This window comes from Vibrio sp. Vb0304 (assembly GCF_033338995.1).
GTDB lineage: Bacteria > Pseudomonadota > Gammaproteobacteria > Enterobacterales > Vibrionaceae > Vibrio > Vibrio alginolyticus.
This window is the reverse complement of sequence record NZ_JAWOTT010000026.1, coordinates 34,423-51,585: the sequence shown is the minus strand read 5'-3', so window position 1 is coordinate 51,585 and position 17,163 is coordinate 34,423. Positions and strand designations below refer to the sequence as shown.

Genomic DNA, 17,163 nt, shown 5'->3' with positions numbered 1-17,163 from the left:
TTTGAAGCCGAAGCTTCTAATTGGATTATCATCAACGAGTGCCCACACAGATTGATAGGTCTATATTGTTAAAGAGCAACTCTTCTTTGTGATTGACATCACTTCGGAAGAGGCGGCCATTCTAGCGAGATAATTTATTGTGTCAAACACTTTCTTCAAATTATTTCGTTTTTCTTTTCAGCCTTATCAACTTCGCTTAAACCCTTGTGAGGCCTTGCCCTGTCGACGAGGAGGCATTATAGAGATCGCGCTCACATTGGCAAGTGTTATTTTTCAAAAATTGCAAAAATAATGGTTAAACGATGAGTTTTCGATCAAACCTTTATTTATTCAACTTTACCCCAAACTCTCACACAACTTATCCACAGAATTGTTCTTTGAGACGTGTTTTTCAAGTACCATAAATAAAGAAAGCTGCTTTATTGCAGCTATCTTTATTAAACTTAACCTAAACTCTATTTAAAGAGCATTATGGCTATATGCCAGACCCATCTTGTTCAGAGCCATCATCTTCGTGTAGGCCACATTCTCGCTTTAAGCCAAAGAATCGAGTTTCTTCCTCTGACATTCCCGGCTCCCATTTACGAGTAGTATGTGTATCACCAACTGAAAGGTAACCTTCATCCCACAATGGGTGGTATTTAAGGCCGTGTTGTTCTAAGTAGTAATGAACGTCTTTATTAGTCCAATCAATTACTGGTAGAAATTTAAACACACCGTTCTGAATTGATAGAATCGGTAAACCTGCACGAGATTTACTTTGCTCTCGACGCAGTCCAGAGAACCACGTTCCAACATTAAGCTCTTTTAACGCTCGACGCATCGGCTCAACTTTATTGAGCTTGTTGTATTTTTCAATTCCCTCTACGCCTTGCTCCCATAATTTTCCATATCGAGCTTCTTGCCAATTCGCACTTTCCTTGGCTCGATAAACTTTTAAATTTAGGTTGAGAGCATCTGTCAGCTCATCGATAAATCGGTACGTCTCAGCAAACAGGTAACCAGTATCGGTTAGAATGACGGGGATGTCCGCTTTGGCGCGAGTAACTAAATGAAGCATAACCGCGGCTTGAATACCAAAACTAGAAGAAACCGCGAACTCGCCTTCTAGATTATCTAAAGCCCACGCTACTCTCTCTTGTGCTGAAAGCTTTTCGAGCTCGACATTAATTTGAGCAAGACGGAGGATTTGCTCCGTCTTTGTTAATGTCAGTAACTCTGTGAGCTCCAGCTTGGATGCTACAGAATCAAGCATGAAAGTCCCTCTTTGATACGAGCACTTCTTGGATAATGCCAGCACGAATAGTGAAATCGCCAAAGGCTTCGCCTTCTTCACGCTCTTTCGACCATCGAGCCACCAGCAGATCAATCTCTTCTAAGATTTGCTTATCCGTGATGTTCTCTTTATACATTTTTGGTACTCGAGTACCGGCACGGTTACCACCTAGGTGCAAGTTGTAACGACCCGGCGCTTTGCCAACTAGACCAATTTCAGCCAACATTGCGCGACCACAACCATTTGGACACCCAGTTACACGCAAAATGATGTTGTCATTTTCTGGTAGGTTGTGCTTATCCAGAATCCCCTCAACATCAGTAACAAACTGAGGAAGGAAACGTTCAGCTTCTGCCATCGCTAGCGGACAAGTTGGAAAAGCAACACAAGCCATTGAGTTCTTACGCTGTTCACTTACGCCGTCGTCCATTAAGCCATGTTCACGAGCGATCTTTTCAATCTTCGCTTTTTCGTTTTTAGGTACACCCGCAACAATTAGGTTTTGGTTTGCTGTCATGCGGAAATCGCCTTTGTGGATTTTGGCAATTTCAGCAACACCCGTCTTAAGTGGTTTACCTGGAAAGTCTAATAAGCGACCATTTTCGATGAAAAGCGCTAAATGATATTTACCATCAATTCCTTCTACCCAGCCAATACGGTCACCACGTTCTGTGAATTCATATGGACGGCTTTGCTCAAACTTAACACCAGCACGTTTCTCGACTTCCGCTTTAAAGACATCGCTACCTACACGATCCAATGTGTATTTGGTTTTTGCGTTCTTACGGTTTGAACGGTTACCCCAGTCGCGCTGAGTTGTTACTACAGCTGCGGCAACATCAAGTGTCTTGTCCAGCGGAATAAAGCCAAAGTCGTCAGCGCGGCGCGGATAAGTTGATGTATCGCCATGCGTCATCGCTAAGCCGCCGCCGACCAGGACGTTAAAGCCTACCAGCTTACCGTTATCTGCAATCGCTACGAAGTTGAGATCGTTAGCGTGTACATCTACGTCATTTTGCGGTGGGATAACCACTGTAGTTTTAAACTTACGTGGTAAGTAGTTCTTGCCTAGAATCGGTTCGTCTTCTTCCGTGCTTTCTACTTTTTCACCGTCTAGCCAAATCTCTGCATAAGCGCGCGTCTTTGGTAATAGATGCTCACTGATCTTCTTCGCCCATTCGTAAGCTTCTTGGTGTAACTCTGACTCCACTGGGTTAGTGGTACACAACACGTTACGGTTTACATCACCCGCGGTTGCAATCGAATCAATGCCAATACTGTTGAGCGTTTGATGCATCAACTTAATATTCGGTTTTAATACCCCATGAAACTGGAACGTTTGGCGAGTCGTCAGACGAATACTTCCATATAAAGAGTGCTCCGTTGCGAACTTGTCGATCGCTAACCATTGCGTTGGCGTGATGATGCCTCCAGGCATACGAGCACGAAGCATCACATTATGTAATGGTTCCAGTTTTTGCTTTGTGCGTTCATTACGGATATCACGATCGTCTTGTTGATACATACCGTGGAAACGAATTAACTGGAAGTTGTCGGCAGTAAAGCCACCAGTAATACGGTCCTGTAAATCTTGCTCAATGGTGCCACGTAATAAGTTGCTTTCTCGCTTCAGGCGCTCGTTATCAGATAGCGGCCCTAACTCTTCACCTAATACAACCTGCTTATTATTGTCCGTAGAAAAAGTCATTAGTACACATCCCTCTGATAACGTTTCGCTTTACGTAGGTCATTAATAAATTGTTCTGCATCGTCACGCGGCATCTTGCCTTCTTGTTCAGCAACGATAACCAATGCGTCGTGCACATCTTTTGCCATACGCGTTGCATCACCGCAGACATAGATATAAGCGCCTTCTTGGATCCACTGCCACACTTGAGCTGCGTTTTCTAAGATGCGATGTTGTACGTAAACCTTTTCTACTTGGTCACGACTAAAGGCAACATCCAATCGGCTTAGTACTCCTGACTTGAGATACTTTTGCCATTCCACTTGGTACAAGAAGTCTTGAGTGAACGTGCGATCACCAAAGAACAACCAGTTTTTGCCTTCAGCATCGCGGTTTTCACGCTCCTGAATAAAGCTACGGAATGGTGCGATCCCTGTACCAGGACCAACCATGATAATTGGAGTGCTATCATCTTCCGGCAGTTTGAAGTTGTTGTTATGCTCAACAAATACTTTAACTTCACCCCCCTCTTCGAGACGCTGTGCTAAGAAACTAGACGCACCACCATATCGTTTTTCGTCGTTTTGTTCGTACTCAACCAAAGCAACCGTTAGGTGTACTTCTTCATCGACCTCTTCTTGGCTTGATGCAATAGAGTAAAGGCGTGGAGTAAGGCGACGAAGCAAACCAATCAATTCATCTGCGGTTAACTTGGTTTTCTTTTCTGCCAGTACATCAACGATTTGAGTATTTGCAGAGTACTCGCGAAGCTTATCTTTATCTTCAACTAACTTTTGTAGCTTCTTGCTACCGGATAACTCGGCAAACTTTGTGATGAGCTGCGGGTTAGATGTTGTGATTTCATATTTACTCACGAGAGCACTGTGGATTGACAAGCTTTCACCATCAACGTCAACAGTCTCAACCCCAGACAAACCGACCTTACCAAGAATGGCATTTGCAAGTTCCGAGCTATTTTCAAACCACACACCTAGTGCATCACCTGGCTGATACGTTAAGCCCGAGCCTTCTAAGTCGATTTCTATATGACGAACGTCTTTTCCAGAGTCACGGCCCGTGATTTTTTGACTGGTCAGTAACGTCGCAGTGTACGGATTTTGTTTATTGTAAGGAGAGTGCGCAGTCGCAGCTTGACCCACAGGAAGTTGAACCACATCCGCTTCAGAGCCAGAAGACAGTGTATCTTTTACCTTGTCTAACGCATTCTTACGCCATTCAGTTGCAGGGGCTTCATAATCCACATCGCAATCAAGACGCTCGATAAATGGAGTCGCGCCTAGCTTTGATAGGTAAGTGTCGAAGTCTTTACCGGTCTGACAGAAGAACTCGTAGCTAGAATCTCCCAATGCAATAACACCATATTGCAGGTTTGGCAGCTTAGGAGCCTTCTTCGATTGCAAAAACTCATGTAGCTCAATGGCATTGTCTGGCGCTTCGCCTTCGCCGTTAGTCGATGCCACAATAATGACATGCGTTTCTTTGGCTAAGTTTTTACCTTTGTAATCGCTTGCATCAAAAAGTTCGACTGCAATTCCTTCTGCTTTTGCTTCCTGTTCCAGAGCTTCAGCAACACCTTTAGCATTGCCCGTTTGGGAAGCAAAAATAATACTCAACTTACCTGCTGGCTTCGCTGATACGGCTGCCGTTGCTTGTGCAATTGGCGTTACCGCTGTGTTTGGTTGATTTTGAGCTAATCCCCAAAAATACCCACTGACCCAAGCAAGTTGCTGTGAAGACAACTCAGAGACAGTTTGTTGGAGTGAGCTAATTTGTTGGTCATTCAGAGGGCTTGCGATTGGAGGATTTCCTCCTTGCCCATTATTATCTTCAGACACATTCTTGTGAGAATACTCATTCTTTTGAAAAGACATTATCACGACATCCCTATTCATTGCGTGACGATAGAGTACCCACTCTCCTTAATAACAAGAAAGAATAGAAGTGAATGTTTTATAACTTTTTGGAAGTAAGAACGGCTTACTTTTTGCTCATCGATCTTCAATGCGGACTTGTTGAAAGCCTACTGCCATTGCCGATTTTGACGCAGTATCCAAATCTTCATAAAGACATTCTTCGCCGTGACTGTCCGTTAGAAAAACAAAACCACCGCGCGCATGTCTGAACTCTACAACCCAACCACCCTCTTGGATTGCAGGCTCAATAATCGCTTCGATAAGCTGATTTTCACGGAATAGATGTCTTAGTTCATTTATTGTCATCGCTATCCCTGCTTTAACTTTCACATTGCTCCTAGGTAAGCATGGTCTAAGTCAGCCAAATAGGGAGAAATTTCGATTAGATATAATGAAGTGATATAAAAAAACGCCGCTTATAAAGCGACGTTTTAAGTAAATCGAATATCTAACATGGCTGAATTTAGAACGCGTATTCCGCACTCACAAAGAAGCCGTTAGCAAAAATAAACTCTTTCCCTAGATCCGACATGAATTTATCGGACTCTAAATCAATCACACGGTAACCTCCACGAAAAGCCAGTCGAGCTTTTTCGAGCGGTACATTGTATTGAACACCTGCCATGAAATCGGTGCTTTTGATACCTTTGTTGTCACCAAAGTTTATCTCACCAATCACATCAAAGTTTGTATCCGGAACTTGAATTTCTGCGTAACCATACCAAGCCCAAATCAGCTCATCAAATTCTTCTACACGCCTGCTTGAGCCAGCATCAATGTATTTAGTGTCACTTAAATTACTGAACGTGAGACCCGCATCAAAGTGCAATAAATCATGCTCTAGAACGTGGTAATACAAGGTTAAATCGAGCTTATCGAACCCCATGTAATCCGCATCAACACTTGAGTAACGAAGGCGCGCATTAGGGACATATTTAACATCATGTTCAATCGCCGCGTAAAAAGTGCCTGCGGTACTGCTATCTCGTCTCACTTCATTAACTTTAGTGTCGGCAGCCCATACCTCTGCGCCGACTTTTGTCGATACAGAGTACTCTGCAAAAACAGGAAAAGATACTGCCAACGATAATGCCGTTAAAGCGATGTTCGCTTTATTTGTCATGTAGTATTTACTCCGAGATAGCTGATATTCACGTAGAGGACGTGAGAGGAAATATACCATATTCTCACGCCTCTCCATCAACTAAATGATGTTACTCATTATTTATAGCGGGGCTGAGCGACGTAATTCTTGAAGAACCAAATACCCAATGCAATCACGATTAACCATGGTAATAGTTTGAGTACCGCTCCAACCATTCCCAGTAAAAACATCACAACTAACGCAATACCAGTTGCTGCGAATACGGTCATCATTGTGATACCCGTAACCAACAAGGTCGCCGCAAAGACTAAAATAAAGATTAGCTCCAACATAATCACTTCTCCATTTGTTTTCAATAAACAGAGCAGTTTCCATACCAACTTACAGAAACGAAGTTAAGATTATGATTTTTAATAAAAAAACAAAGCCAGAGGCATTTCTGCACTCTGGCTTTATCATTCTTTAGTTGGTAATTTTAGCCATTCACTGGCGAATTTTACACATTCAATTCTTTTGGAATCTTAGCTAGCGCGTCTTGCAATACTTCTAGACCAGAACCTGGTTTGTGCGCATTTTCACTGATATGACGACGCCATTGACGAGCACCGGGCATGCTTTGGAACAAACCTAACATGTGGCGGGTAATATGACCAAGGTACGCACCTTTCGCTAATTGCGCTTCAATGTATGGATACATCTCTTCAACAATTTCGCTGCGTTTCTTCACTGGAGCATTAGAGCCAAACAACTCTTGATCTACCGATGCCAGTAAATATGGGCTTTGGTATGCTTCACGACCAATCATCACACCGTCAAGATGCTGAAGATGTGCTTTTGCTTCTTCTAATGATTTCACGCCACCGTTAATCGCAATCGTTAGGTGTGAGAAGTCTTGCTTCAATTGGTAAGCGCGTGGGTAATCCAATGGTGGGATCTCACGGTTTTCTTTTGGGCTTAGACCACTTAACCATGCTTTACGTGCGTGGATAGTGAACTGCTCACAGCCACCCTTTTCTGAAACAATAGAAACGAAATCCGTTAGGAATTCGTAAGAGTCTTGATCATCAATACCAATGCGAGTCTTGACTGTTACAGGGATATCGACCACGTCTTTCATTGCTGCGACACAATCCGCAACTAACTGCGGTTCAGCCATTAGGCAAGCACCAAATCGACCGTTTTGTACGCGGTCAGATGGACACCCCACATTTAGGTTAATCTCATCGTAGCCACGCTCTTGCGCTAGCTTGGCACACGTAGCCAAATCTGCTGGGTTTGAACCACCAAGTTGAAGGGCTAACGGATGCTCTTCTTCGTTATAAGCCAGGAAATCTCCTTTTCCATGAATGATCGCACCTGTCGTCACCATTTCAGTGTACAACAGGGTTTCTTTGGTCATTAAGCGATGGAAGTAGCGACAATGACGATCAGTCCAATCTAACATTGGTGCTACGGAGAGCCTGCAAGAATGAGTCATGATATAAACACCCGTTTTTATGTTGCCAAGGTCGAGCGCAGCAGTACGCTCAAAAAATAAGTCGGGTATTGTATACCCAAGCACCTCTGGGTGCTAGTTTCAGCGAGAATGATTTGGTTGGCTGACTAGCCAAGTGCTTAGGAATACGCAGAAGTAATACGAATCTGTCATTCGTTGATTCATTCTGTGATGATTATTCCGCCTTCACACCACCACCGACTTGCTTTAATTCATGATTTTCGTTCTGATAGTGGGTAAAATGAAGCATTTCTAAACGAACTTCGTATAGAAATGATTTATCATAGAGCACGTCCGATAGTTATGGTGAAAGGTTTGAACCCAACAATCATTGAACAAATTGAAAGTATCTGCGCAGAGCGTGGAGTACGACTGACTCCGCAACGCCGACGCGTATTTGAACTCATTTGTTCTAATCGCCGCGCCTCAAGTGCGTATGAGCTATTGGAGCAACTAAAAGAGAGTGAGCCTCAGGCTAAGCCGCCCACTGTTTATCGAGCATTAGATTTTCTCCTAGAGCAAGGCTTCATCCACCGAGTGGAATCGACAAATAGCTTTATTACTTGTTGTTCTTTCAATACTCAGCAGCACTTTTTCCAATTACTAATTTGCGATAAATGTGGTGATGTCGTTGAACTCGAAGATGAGACGCTGATATCCTTGTTAGCCGAAAACGCCGAGAAGCATGGATTCAAACTGACCAACCAAGTTATTGAAACTCATGGTGAATGCCAGGCCTGTTCCTCCGAGACGAAAGAAAAAGTATAGAAGAACGTTATGCGCGCTGAATTTGTAAACCCGTTTTTAGCTTCTTTAATGAACGTGCTAAAAACTATGGCTTCTCTTGAGCTGAAGCCACAAAAACCGCGAATCAAAAAAGATGAGATCGCACGAGGTGACGTTTCTGGTCTGATTGGTATGGTAGGCCCACAAACTCGTGGTTCAATGTCGATCACCTTTGATGAAGCACTCGCCCTAGAAATCATGCAGAACATGCTTGGTGAACGTCCAAATGGGCTCAATGAAGAAGTGACCGATATGGTGGGTGAGATCACCAACATGGTTACTGGTGGTGCGAAACGCATTCTGGCGGAAAGTGGTTTTGACTTTGATATGGCAACACCGGTTGTGGTTTCGGGCCGAGGTCATACGATTCGCCACAAGTGTGAAGGCTCAATTATTATCATGCCTTTCTCTTCCCAATGGGGAAATGCCTTTATCGAAATTTGCTTCGAATAAAAGAGAAAAAATAGGTTGGCACTGGCCAACCTATTTTGTTTTTGCCTCAGGCAATAAAAAGGTCAGCATTTGCTGACCTTTTCTTTATCTATTCAAACATTAAGCTTTGAACGCTTTAAATGCGTTGATTAGACCGTTTGTTGAGCTGTCATGCGAGCTGATTTGAGACTCGTCTGCAAGCTCAGGTAGGATTTGGTTAGCCAGTTGTTTACCTAGCTCCACGCCCCACTGGTCAAAGCTGAAGATATTCCAGATAACACCTTGTACGAAAATTTTGTGTTCGTACATTGCGATCAAGTTACCTAGCGTACGAGGCGTGATTTGCTTCACTAGAATAGAGTTTGTTGGACGGTTACCTTCAAACACTTTGAATGGCGCAATCGCTGCCACTTCTTCAGCATTCTTACCTACTTTCACCAACTCTTCTTTCACGGTTTCTTCATTTTTACCAAACGCTAGAGCTTCAGTTTGCGCGAAGAAGTTAGACATCAGTTTTTGGTGATGATCGCTAGCTGGGTTGTGGCTAATTGCAGGTGCAATGAAGTCACATGGGATAAGCTTAGTACCTTGGTGAATTAGCTGGTAGAACGCGTGCTGACCGTTGGTACCTGGTTCACCCCAAATGATTGGGCCAGTTTGGTAAGTTACAGCATTGCCGTCACGGTCAACGTATTTACCGTTTGATTCCATGTTGCCTTGCTGGAAATATGCTGCAAAACGGTGCATGTATTGATCGTAAGGTAGGATAGCTTCTGACTCCGCACCGTGGAAGTTGTTGTACCAAATACCAATCAAAGCAAGAATCACTGGAATATTGCTTTCTAGATCTGTTGATACGAAGTGCTTGTCCATCTCGTGAGCACCATCAAGCAACTCAACAAAGTTGTCGAAACCTACTGCTAGTGCAATTGATAGACCGATCGCAGACCATAGTGAGTAACGGCCACCAACCCAGTCCCAGAATTCAAACATGTTCGCTGTATCGATACCAAATTCAGACACGGCTGTCGCGTTTGTTGAAAGCGCAGCAAAGTGCTTAGCCACATGAGCCTGATCACCCGCCGATTCTAGGAACCAATCACGAGCAGTGTGCGCGTTAGTCATGGTTTCTTGTGTTGTAAACGTCTTAGACGCGATCAAGAATAACGTCGTTTCTGGGTTAACTTTCTTCAACGTTTCAACGATGTGTGTACCATCAACGTTAGATACGAAGTGAAGGTTTAGATGATTTTTGTATGGCGCTAGAGCTTCCGTCACCATGTAAGGGCCAAGGTCAGAACCGCCGATACCGATGTTCACAATATCGGTAATTGCTTTGCCTGTGTAACCTTTCCATTCACCGCCGATAACGCGCTCAGTGAATGATTTCATTTTTTCTAGAACCGCGTTCACTGCTGGCATTACGTCTTCGCCATCTACCATAACTGGAGTATTAGCACGGTTACGTAGTGCAGTGTGAAGAACAGCGCGACCTTCTGTTTGGTTGATCGCTTCACCACTGAACATCGCTTCAATTGCAGATTTCAGCTCGGTCTCTTTCGCAAGAGCAAACAGGTGCTTCAGAGTTTCCTCATTGATGAGGTTCTTTGAGTAATCGACTAGGATGTCTGAGCCGAAACGTGCAGAGTATTTGTCGAAACGCGCTGCGTCTTGAGCAAACAGCTCTTTAAGATCCATATCTTGTGCAGATTCGAAATGCGCCGTTAGCGCTTTCCAAGCTTGTGTTTGCGTTGGATTGATATTTTTCAACATGGTCTTTATCCCGATGTTACAGTAGGTTCCATTCCTTACAGTCTAGCGAAAACTGTGGAATCCCCGATTTAGCAAATAGAATATAAATTAGATGTTTGGGCAAATTGCCACAAAACAAGTCTTTGTAATTTTTTTTCAGGCGCCAATTATGACCGAGAGCTTTTACACTCACATTGAGTTAGGTCACGTTCCCTGCCCTGAAATTGAACAATTCATTTACGATGACAAGAATCATATCATTTACTAATGACAGGCTCTAATTGGAATAGGATAGACGCCAATTTATAAATTTCCAAAGGAACACGTATGTGGGCACAAAAAACACTGCAATTAAAAGCGAGATGCCGCGGTTTTCACCTGATAACTGATGAAATTGAACAACAATTACCACAAATAAACGAACTTTCAGTAGGTTTATTACACTTATTTATTCAGCACACCTCCGCCAGTTTGACCTTAAATGAGAATGCTGATCCAACCGTGCGTATGGACATGGAAGCGCACTTCAATAAGTTTGTGCCAGAGCGTGCTCCTTATTATCAGCACACCTATGAAGGTGACGACGACATGCCGGCACATATTAAAGCATCACTGCTTGGCAGTAGTGTGACGGTACCAATCCAAAATGGTCGATTAGCTTTAGGAACATGGCAAGGTATTTACTTGGGTGAGCATCGAGACTTTGGTGGCGGCCGCCGCGTTATTGCTACGATTAACGGTGAGTAGATAAAACAAAGGCTAACCTTGGGTTAGCCTTTCGTTGTTTATTTGGAGTATTCCATCTCGACGCGAGGCGTTAGCTTAGTCACGAGTTCATACGCAATCGTACCAATGTGACCCGCTACTTCTTCTACTGGGAGCTCTTTCCCCCAAAGAATCGCTTCGTCGCTGACTTTATCCGTTGCGTCTGGTCCCAAATCGACCGTCAGCATATCCATGGAAACTCGACCTGCAATAGGTACTTTACGGCCATTAACCCACACCGGCGTACCGTTTGGAGCACTTCTTGGGTAACCGTCGCCATACCCTACAGCAATGACACCAACTTTTGTATCTCGCTCACTGGTCCAAATACCACCGTAGCCAACACTTTCACCCTTCTTCACTTCACGTACCGCAATAAGGTGGGATTTAAGTGTCATGACAGGCTGATACCCAAGATCTTGCGCCGTTTTGTCATCGAATGGCGACACACCATACATGATAATACCCGGACGAACCCAATCTAAATGGCTTTGAGGCCATGCCAGTAACCCCGCAGATGCCGCCAGTGAACGTTCCCCTTGGCAACCAGAAGTCAACGATTTAAACAGCTCAATCTGTTGTGGGGTAATATCGCTATCCAGCTCATCTGCACAGCCAAAGTGGCTCATGTAACGCAACGGTTTCGCTACATTTGGACACTCCTTCAGCCGCGTTACAAACTCGTCATATTGTTCAGGACGAACCCCAAGGCGGTGCATGCCACTGTCAATCTTCAGCCACACGACAACCGGAGTTTCAAGGTCTGCTTGCTCCAAGGCGATAAGCTGCTCTTCACAGTGCACCACAGTTTGGATGTTGTTCGTCACAAGAACAGGTAAGTCACCAGGAGAGTAAAAACCTTCTAGCAATAGAATCGGCTTTACTACTCCACAAGCGCGCAGTTGCAATGCTTCTTCAATACGAGCCACACCAAACGCATCCGCATGGTTAGCATGTTTTGCGACATGACGTAATCCGTGACCATAACCATTGGCCTTGACGACAGCCATCACTTTACTTTGTGGCGCTTGAGCTTTTACGCGCTGTAAGTTGTGCTGCAACGCAGACAAATCAATGCACGCCTTGGCCGCTTTCATATAGCTCATGGGATTACTCATCATCAATATCGAATGCAGGACCCGCGTAGTTGTCGAAACGCGAATGTTGACCTTGGAAAGTGAGGCGAACAGAGCCGATAGGACCATTACGCTGTTTACCAATAATGATTTCGGCCGTACCTTTGTACGGACTATCTGGGTGATAAACCTCATCACGGTAGATGAACATGATCAAGTCGGCATCCTGCTCGATGGAACCGGATTCACGCAAGTCCGAGTTTACTGGTCGTTTATCCGCACGTTGCTCTAGGGAACGGTTTAGCTGCGACAGTGCCACAACAGGCACATTTAGCTCTTTTGCCAGCGCCTTAAGAGAGCGAGAGATCTCAGCAATCTCAAGAGTACGGTTATCGGTTAACGAAGGCACGCGCATCAACTGAAGGTAGTCGACCATGATCATCGATAGACCGCCATGTTCACGAGCGATACGGCGAGCGCGCGAACGCACTTCGGTCGGAGTTAGACCAGAGCTATCATCAATGTACATATTCTTCTTCTGCATCAGGATACCCATAGTAGAAGAAATACGCGCCCAATCTTCGTCATCTAGCTGACCCGTACGGATCTTGGTTTGGTCAACACGAGACAAAGAGGCCAACATACGCATCATCAACTGTTCAGCTGGCATCTCTAACGAGAAAATAAGTACGGGCTTTTCTTGTTGCATGGCCGCATTTTCACACAAGTTCATCGCAAAGGTCGTTTTACCCATCGATGGACGCGCTGCGACAATCACCAAATCAGAGCCTTGCAAACCTGCGGTTTTCTTATTGAGATCGGTGAAACCGGTATCGACCCCCGTAACACCATCTTGTGGCGTTTTATACAACAACTCGATACGTTCTAACGTCTTTTCGAGGATGTTGTCGACGTTTTGTGGTCCTTCGTTTTCACTAGTTCGAGACTCGGCGATAGCAAAAACTTTACTCTCCGCCATGTCTATTAAATCTTCAGAACTGCGACCTTGAGGGTCATAGCCCGCGTCCGCAATTTCATTCGCGACACCAATAAGGCCACGAACAATCGCACGCTCAGCGACAATATCAGCATATGCATTGATGTTAGCTGCACTTGGCGTATTCTTCGCCAAGTCAGCGAGGTAAGCAAAACCGCCTACATCTTCTAACAACTCGTGACGCTCTAGATATTCCGATAAAGTAATAAGATCGAGAGGTTTACCCGCTTCAAGAATGGTTTTTACACCTTCAAAAATCAGGCGGTGTGGACGACTATAGAAATCACTGCTCACAACACGTTCGGCAACGGTGTCCCAACGTTCATTATCCAGTAAAAGACCACCAATTACTGATTGCTCGGCTTCTAGTGAGTGAGGTGGCACTTTGATTGCGTCGACCTGACTGTCTGAAGGTTTGCGATTTCTGTTTTCCGCCATGACTTTGCTCGATAACTACTATTGACCCACGATTATAACCTTAACCTAACTGAGATGCTTCCCCGAAGCGACAATTACTTGTTAAGAAATCATCATGTGAACCACCCAGGTAATAGCCTGGTTCTTCCGCCTAGCTCTAATAAAAATTAACCTACCATTGACCCAACCAAATATCTGTATCAGTATCATGCCCCTCCTTTTTGATTACGTTCGAGGTTGATGTGTCCCGATACTGGTTACTTAGCTTTAGCCTACTGTGCGCTAGTGCATCGTATGCTGACGAATCAGTACAGCCAGAGCAAAATATTGATGTACCCGACCCACTAAAAACCGAGGTGGAGTTCGGCTATCAAGCTCACACAGGTAACACGGACTCTCGTTCCCTGAATGCTCGTTTGAGTGCTGAATATACGTCAGGTCGACACCGTTCTAATGGTGAATGGAAGTACTACAACTTGTACAAAGACGGTGAAGAAGACAAACGCTCATCCACCTACTCCCTACAGAGTGACTACAAGTTAGGCCCTAAGACATATTTGTATGGCAGCTTTAAAGGGGTGGATTCTCGCTACAGTGCTTATTTTAAAGACTATACGTTGTCAGGTGGTTTGGGTTACCAGTTCTCCTACACTGAGAACTTCATTTTAGAGGTAGAGGTAGGCCCTGGTTTTCGCTATCAAGAGCCAAACTTAGACGAAATAGATGATGACGATATTGTCTTTCCCGATATCGTTAGAGAAGGCATTTTTCGAGGAAATATCAACACAACTTGGCATGCGTTGGATAATTTAAGTTTCGCAGCTGATATTACGTTGGTAACAGGTAGAAGTAACACACGTACTGATAGTGAACTCAGTGTAACCAATGATATTACTGAAGATATTGCACTGAAACTGGCGCACTCTCGTCAGTATCACGATAAAGTGCCTGAAGGCTTAAGCAAAGCGGACAGCGTATTTTCCGTTAATTTACTTTTCGCTTTTTAACCCTTTTTCTCTCAGTTTTAGAAATAAAAAAGCACCTCCAAGGAGGTGCTTTTTAGTATTTCGTCTTGATACTGAATTACTCAGCAGCAACAACTTGTAGGTTAACTGTCGCGAAAACTTCAGAGTGAAGTTGAACGCTGATCTCGAACTCACCAGTGTTACGTAGAGCACCTTCAGGAAGGCGAACTTCGCTCTTAGCAACTTCAACGCCTGCAGCTGTGATAGCGTCAGCGATGTCACGAGTACCGATAGAACCGAATAGTTTGCCTTCGTCACCAGCTTTAGAAGCGATAACTACCGCTTCTAGAGCGTTAACTTTCTCTGCGCGAGCTTCTGCAGCAGCTAGTTGCTCAGCAACTTTAGCTTCTAGTTCAGCACGACGAGCTTCAAACATTTCAACGTTAGCTTTAGTTGCCATAACTGCTTTACCTTGTGGGATAAGGAAGTTACGAGCGTAGCCAGATTTAACGTTTGCAGTATCGCCAAGACCACCTAGGTTACCAATTTTATCAAGTAGAATAACTTGCATTGCTTAATCCTCTTTCTTAATAAAATGAACCGATTACTGATGCTTGTCAGTGTACGGTAGTAGAGCTAGGTAGCGTGAACGCTTGATAGCACGTGCTAGTTGACGCTGGTACTTAGCGCTTGTACCAGTGATACGGCTAGGTACGATTTTACCAGCTTCAGTGATGTAGTTTTTAAGAGTTGCTACGTCTTTGTAATCAATCTCTTGTACGCCTTCTGCAGTGAAACGGCAGAATTTACGACGACGGAAGAAACGAGCCATGGGCTATCTCCTGATCTTAAATTTGAGTAATGTTGTCGGCGTGTAACACTAATTTTCCCACGCCATTTCGGCCGGTTTGATAAGTGACAAAACCACTTACCTTAATGTTACTGCCTTGAACTAAATTCTGAGTTAGTGCTTGTGACCCAAGCCCGCTGACGACTACCGGCATACGACAATAAACTTGTCGAGGTAAGTCAGCTTCGATAATAGTAGAGCGATGCTCCAGCCAAAACCGACAGTGTTCAATGCCACCAGGGCTTTTACTACGAATGGGCGGTTTGGCAATGGTGCCGCTCAGCTCCATTCGATTGGCCATAAGAAAACTTACTCAGCAGCTTCTGACTTAGCTTCAGGCTTAGCTTCAGAACGCTCTTCACGACGTGGAGCACGCTCTTCTTTTTGCTTAAGCATGATAGATTGCTCAGTGATCGCTGCTTTAGTACGCATGATCATGTTACGTAGAACTGCATCGTTGAAACGGAAAGCAGTTTCTAGCTCATCAATTACAGCTTGGTCAGCTTCAACGTTCATAAGAACGTAGTGAGCTTTGTGAAGCTTGTTGATTGGGTAAGCCAGTTGACGACGGCCCCAGTCTTCTAGACGGTGGATTTTACCGCCAGCTTCAGTGATTGAACCAGTGTAACGCTCGATCATGCCAGCAACTTGCTCGCTTTGATCTGGGTGCACCATGAATACGATTTCGTAATGACGCATTGGTTGCTCCTTACGGATTATTCAGCTTCCACAAATGGCTCAGTCGTCCAGAGGAAGCAAGGAACTAAAGATAATTGACTGAGTTTAAGGAGCACGAATAGTACAGAAAGGGCGTAAAATAGGCAAGTGATTATTTGCTCAGCGCAGTGGATATTTAATTTCTTCTAATACTAGAAAACACAAAGGCTGCCAACAAGCTGGCAGCCTTTAAAATCAGCGTGTTATTGCGCTGGCTTATCGGTGCTTATTTAACTTCAGCCAGTTCAGCGCGCATTTGATCGATCACTTGTTTGTAATCTGGCTCACCGAAAATCGCCGAGCCTGCAACAAACATGTCTGCGCCCGCTTCTGCAATTTCACGAATGTTGTCAACCTTCACACCGCCATCGATTTCTAAGCGGATATCACGACCAGACTCGTCAATCATCTTACGAACGGCACGCAGTTTATCTAGTGTATGAGGAATGAATGATTGACCACCAAAACCAGGGTTTACCGACATCAGTAGAATCATGTCGACTTTATCCATAATAAATTCAAGACTTGCAAGTGGCGTTGCTGGGTTTAGTACCACACCAGCCTGACAGCCGTGCTCTTTAATTAACTGCAGTGTACGGTCTACATGATCAGAAGCTTCTACATGGAACGTAATCATCGACGCACCCGCTTTTGCGAAATCAGGAATAATACGGTCAACGGGTTTCACCATTAGGTGAACATCGATTGGCGCTGTGATGCCATAATCGCGTAGTGCTTTACACACAGGCGCACCAAAAGTCAGGTTTGGTACATAGTGGTTATCCATAACGTCGAAATGCACCACATCCGCACCCGCTGCGAGTACTTTTTCTACATCTTCACCGAGACGAGCAAAATCTGCCGATAAAATGGATGGAGCAATAAGAAAATCTTTCATACCTGACCTCA

At 44.4% G+C, this 17,163-nt stretch carries 19 protein-coding genes; 4 read left to right on the top strand and 15 right to left on the bottom strand.

What is annotated here, in order from left to right; genetic code table 11:
* Positions 1-475: 475 nt before the first annotated feature.
* The 7 genes from R7P35_RS20790 to dusA form a co-directional block, all read right to left on the bottom strand.
* On the bottom strand, positions 476-1,255 hold the full coding sequence (locus R7P35_RS20790) for a phosphoadenylyl-sulfate reductase (protein WP_005382748.1): 780 nt from the start codon (positions 1,253-1,255) through the stop codon (positions 476-478).
* The gene (gene cysI / locus R7P35_RS20785; RefSeq protein ID WP_136976337.1) at positions 1,248-2,984 is read right to left on the bottom strand and encodes an assimilatory sulfite reductase (NADPH) hemoprotein subunit; all 1,737 of its coding nucleotides are present in this window, start codon (positions 2,982-2,984) and stop codon (positions 1,248-1,250) included. The genes R7P35_RS20790 and cysI overlap by 8 nt, the downstream gene beginning before the upstream one ends.
* Entirely contained in the window at positions 2,984-4,855 is a 1,872-nt protein-coding gene (locus R7P35_RS20780; protein WP_017821725.1) for an assimilatory sulfite reductase (NADPH) flavoprotein subunit, read from the bottom strand. The genes cysI and R7P35_RS20780 overlap by 1 nt, the downstream gene beginning before the upstream one ends.
* Positions 4,856-4,972: 117 nt before the next feature.
* Positions 4,973-5,203, bottom strand: a complete 231-nt coding sequence (locus R7P35_RS20775; RefSeq protein WP_005381264.1) for a hypothetical protein — start codon at positions 5,201-5,203, stop codon at positions 4,973-4,975.
* Between the two features lie 157 nt (positions 5,204-5,360).
* On the bottom strand, positions 5,361-6,020 hold the full coding sequence (locus R7P35_RS20770) for a TIGR04219 family outer membrane beta-barrel protein (protein ID WP_005381265.1): 660 nt from the start codon (positions 6,018-6,020) through the stop codon (positions 5,361-5,363).
* Between the two features lie 98 nt (positions 6,021-6,118).
* The gene (pspG, locus tag R7P35_RS20765; protein ID WP_005381266.1) at positions 6,119-6,334 is read right to left on the bottom strand and encodes an envelope stress response protein PspG; all 216 of its coding nucleotides are present in this window, start codon (positions 6,332-6,334) and stop codon (positions 6,119-6,121) included.
* Positions 6,335-6,498: 164 nt separating this feature from the next.
* Entirely contained in the window at positions 6,499-7,479 is a 981-nt protein-coding gene (dusA, locus tag R7P35_RS20760; RefSeq protein ID WP_017821727.1) for a tRNA dihydrouridine(20/20a) synthase DusA, read from the bottom strand.
* A 321-nt stretch (positions 7,480-7,800) separates the two neighbouring features.
* On the opposite strand from dusA, the gene zur reads away from it, so the two are divergent.
* Both zur and R7P35_RS20750 read left to right on the top strand, forming a co-directional pair.
* Positions 7,801-8,265, top strand: coding sequence for a zinc uptake transcriptional repressor Zur (gene zur, locus R7P35_RS20755; RefSeq protein ID WP_005381268.1), 465 nt, complete (start codon positions 7,801-7,803; stop codon positions 8,263-8,265).
* 9 nt (positions 8,266-8,274) lie between these two features.
* Positions 8,275-8,736, top strand: a complete 462-nt coding sequence (locus R7P35_RS20750) for a chemotaxis protein CheX (protein ID WP_005381269.1) — start codon at positions 8,275-8,277, stop codon at positions 8,734-8,736.
* Between the two features lie 99 nt (positions 8,737-8,835).
* Here the strand turns inward: R7P35_RS20750 and pgi are convergent, their stop codons facing one another.
* Positions 8,836-10,488, bottom strand: a complete 1,653-nt coding sequence (gene pgi / locus R7P35_RS20745; protein ID WP_005381270.1) for a glucose-6-phosphate isomerase — start codon at positions 10,486-10,488, stop codon at positions 8,836-8,838.
* Between the two features lie 306 nt (positions 10,489-10,794).
* On the opposite strand from pgi, the gene R7P35_RS20740 reads away from it, so the two are divergent.
* Positions 10,795-11,214 carry a secondary thiamine-phosphate synthase enzyme YjbQ gene (locus tag R7P35_RS20740; RefSeq protein ID WP_042523680.1) on the top strand — a complete coding sequence of 140 codons (420 nt, stop codon included), beginning with the start codon at positions 10,795-10,797 and terminating at the stop codon, positions 11,212-11,214.
* A gap of 38 nt (positions 11,215-11,252) precedes the next feature.
* Here the strand turns inward: R7P35_RS20740 and alr are convergent, their stop codons facing one another.
* Positions 11,253-12,329 carry an alanine racemase gene (gene alr, locus R7P35_RS20735; RefSeq protein WP_031777284.1) on the bottom strand — a complete coding sequence of 359 codons (1,077 nt, stop codon included), beginning with the start codon at positions 12,327-12,329 and terminating at the stop codon, positions 11,253-11,255.
* Positions 12,330-12,342: 13 nt separating this feature from the next.
* Positions 12,343-13,743, bottom strand: coding sequence for a replicative DNA helicase (locus R7P35_RS20730; RefSeq protein WP_005382759.1), 1,401 nt, complete (start codon positions 13,741-13,743; stop codon positions 12,343-12,345).
* Between the two features lie 221 nt (positions 13,744-13,964).
* On the opposite strand from R7P35_RS20730, the gene R7P35_RS20725 reads away from it, so the two are divergent.
* Positions 13,965-14,729 carry a DUF481 domain-containing protein gene (locus R7P35_RS20725; protein WP_005381276.1) on the top strand — a complete coding sequence of 255 codons (765 nt, stop codon included), beginning with the start codon at positions 13,965-13,967 and terminating at the stop codon, positions 14,727-14,729.
* Positions 14,730-14,805: 76 nt separating this feature from the next.
* Here the strand turns inward: R7P35_RS20725 and rplI are convergent, their stop codons facing one another.
* The 5 genes from rplI to rpe form a co-directional block, all read right to left on the bottom strand.
* A complete protein-coding gene (rplI, locus tag R7P35_RS20720) occupies positions 14,806-15,258 on the bottom strand; it encodes a 50S ribosomal protein L9 (protein ID WP_005382760.1) in 453 nt (150 codons plus the stop codon).
* Between the two features lie 33 nt (positions 15,259-15,291).
* Positions 15,292-15,519: a 30S ribosomal protein S18 gene (gene rpsR, locus R7P35_RS20715; RefSeq protein WP_000090472.1), complete on the bottom strand. Its 228-nt coding sequence runs from the start codon at positions 15,517-15,519 to the stop codon at positions 15,292-15,294.
* A 16-nt stretch (positions 15,520-15,535) separates the two neighbouring features.
* Positions 15,536-15,838 carry a primosomal replication protein N gene (priB, locus tag R7P35_RS20710; RefSeq protein ID WP_005381298.1) on the bottom strand — a complete coding sequence of 101 codons (303 nt, stop codon included), beginning with the start codon at positions 15,836-15,838 and terminating at the stop codon, positions 15,536-15,538.
* A gap of 8 nt (positions 15,839-15,846) precedes the next feature.
* Positions 15,847-16,236: a 30S ribosomal protein S6 gene (gene rpsF / locus R7P35_RS20705; RefSeq protein ID WP_005381299.1), complete on the bottom strand. Its 390-nt coding sequence runs from the start codon at positions 16,234-16,236 to the stop codon at positions 15,847-15,849.
* 244 nt (positions 16,237-16,480) lie between these two features.
* Entirely contained in the window at positions 16,481-17,152 is a 672-nt protein-coding gene (gene rpe / locus R7P35_RS20700) for a ribulose-phosphate 3-epimerase (protein WP_005381300.1), read from the bottom strand.
* Positions 17,153-17,163 lie beyond the last annotated feature (11 nt).

Bases quoted from the DNA above. Each gene is read 5' to 3' on its own strand.
- cysI (WP_136976337.1), bottom strand. From the start codon at position 2,984: ATGACTTTTTCTACGGACAATAATAAGCAGGTTGTATTAGGTGAAGAG.
- dusA (WP_017821727.1), bottom strand. From the start codon at position 7,479: ATGACTCATTCTTGCAGGCTCTCCGTAGCACCAATGTTAGATTGGACT.
- R7P35_RS20750 (WP_005381269.1), top strand. From the start codon at position 8,275: ATGCGCGCTGAATTTGTAAACCCGTTTTTAGCTTCTTTAATGAACGTG.
- pspG (WP_005381266.1), bottom strand. From the start codon at position 6,334: ATGTTGGAGCTAATCTTTATTTTAGTCTTTGCGGCGACCTTGTTGGTT.
- R7P35_RS20730 (WP_005382759.1), bottom strand. From the start codon at position 13,743: ATGGCGGAAAACAGAAATCGCAAACCTTCAGACAGTCAGGTCGACGCA.
- R7P35_RS20790 (WP_005382748.1), bottom strand. From the start codon at position 1,255: ATGCTTGATTCTGTAGCATCCAAGCTGGAGCTCACAGAGTTACTGACA.
- R7P35_RS20775 (WP_005381264.1), bottom strand. From the start codon at position 5,203: ATGACAATAAATGAACTAAGACATCTATTCCGTGAAAATCAGCTTATC.
- zur (WP_005381268.1), top strand. From the start codon at position 7,801: ATGGTGAAAGGTTTGAACCCAACAATCATTGAACAAATTGAAAGTATC.
- R7P35_RS20770 (WP_005381265.1), bottom strand. From the start codon at position 6,020: ATGACAAATAAAGCGAACATCGCTTTAACGGCATTATCGTTGGCAGTA.
- rpsR (WP_000090472.1), bottom strand. From the start codon at position 15,519: ATGGCTCGTTTCTTCCGTCGTCGTAAATTCTGCCGTTTCACTGCAGAA.
- rpe (WP_005381300.1), bottom strand. From the start codon at position 17,152: ATGAAAGATTTTCTTATTGCTCCATCCATTTTATCGGCAGATTTTGCT.
- R7P35_RS20780 (WP_017821725.1), bottom strand. From the start codon at position 4,855: ATGTCTTTTCAAAAGAATGAGTATTCTCACAAGAATGTGTCTGAAGAT.
- R7P35_RS20740 (WP_042523680.1), top strand. From the start codon at position 10,795: ATGTGGGCACAAAAAACACTGCAATTAAAAGCGAGATGCCGCGGTTTT.
- alr (WP_031777284.1), bottom strand. From the start codon at position 12,329: ATGAAAGCGGCCAAGGCGTGCATTGATTTGTCTGCGTTGCAGCACAAC.
- rplI (WP_005382760.1), bottom strand. From the start codon at position 15,258: ATGCAAGTTATTCTACTTGATAAAATTGGTAACCTAGGTGGTCTTGGC.
- rpsF (WP_005381299.1), bottom strand. From the start codon at position 16,236: ATGCGTCATTACGAAATCGTATTCATGGTGCACCCAGATCAAAGCGAG.
- priB (WP_005381298.1), bottom strand. From the start codon at position 15,838: ATGGCCAATCGAATGGAGCTGAGCGGCACCATTGCCAAACCGCCCATT.
- pgi (WP_005381270.1), bottom strand. From the start codon at position 10,488: ATGTTGAAAAATATCAATCCAACGCAAACACAAGCTTGGAAAGCGCTA.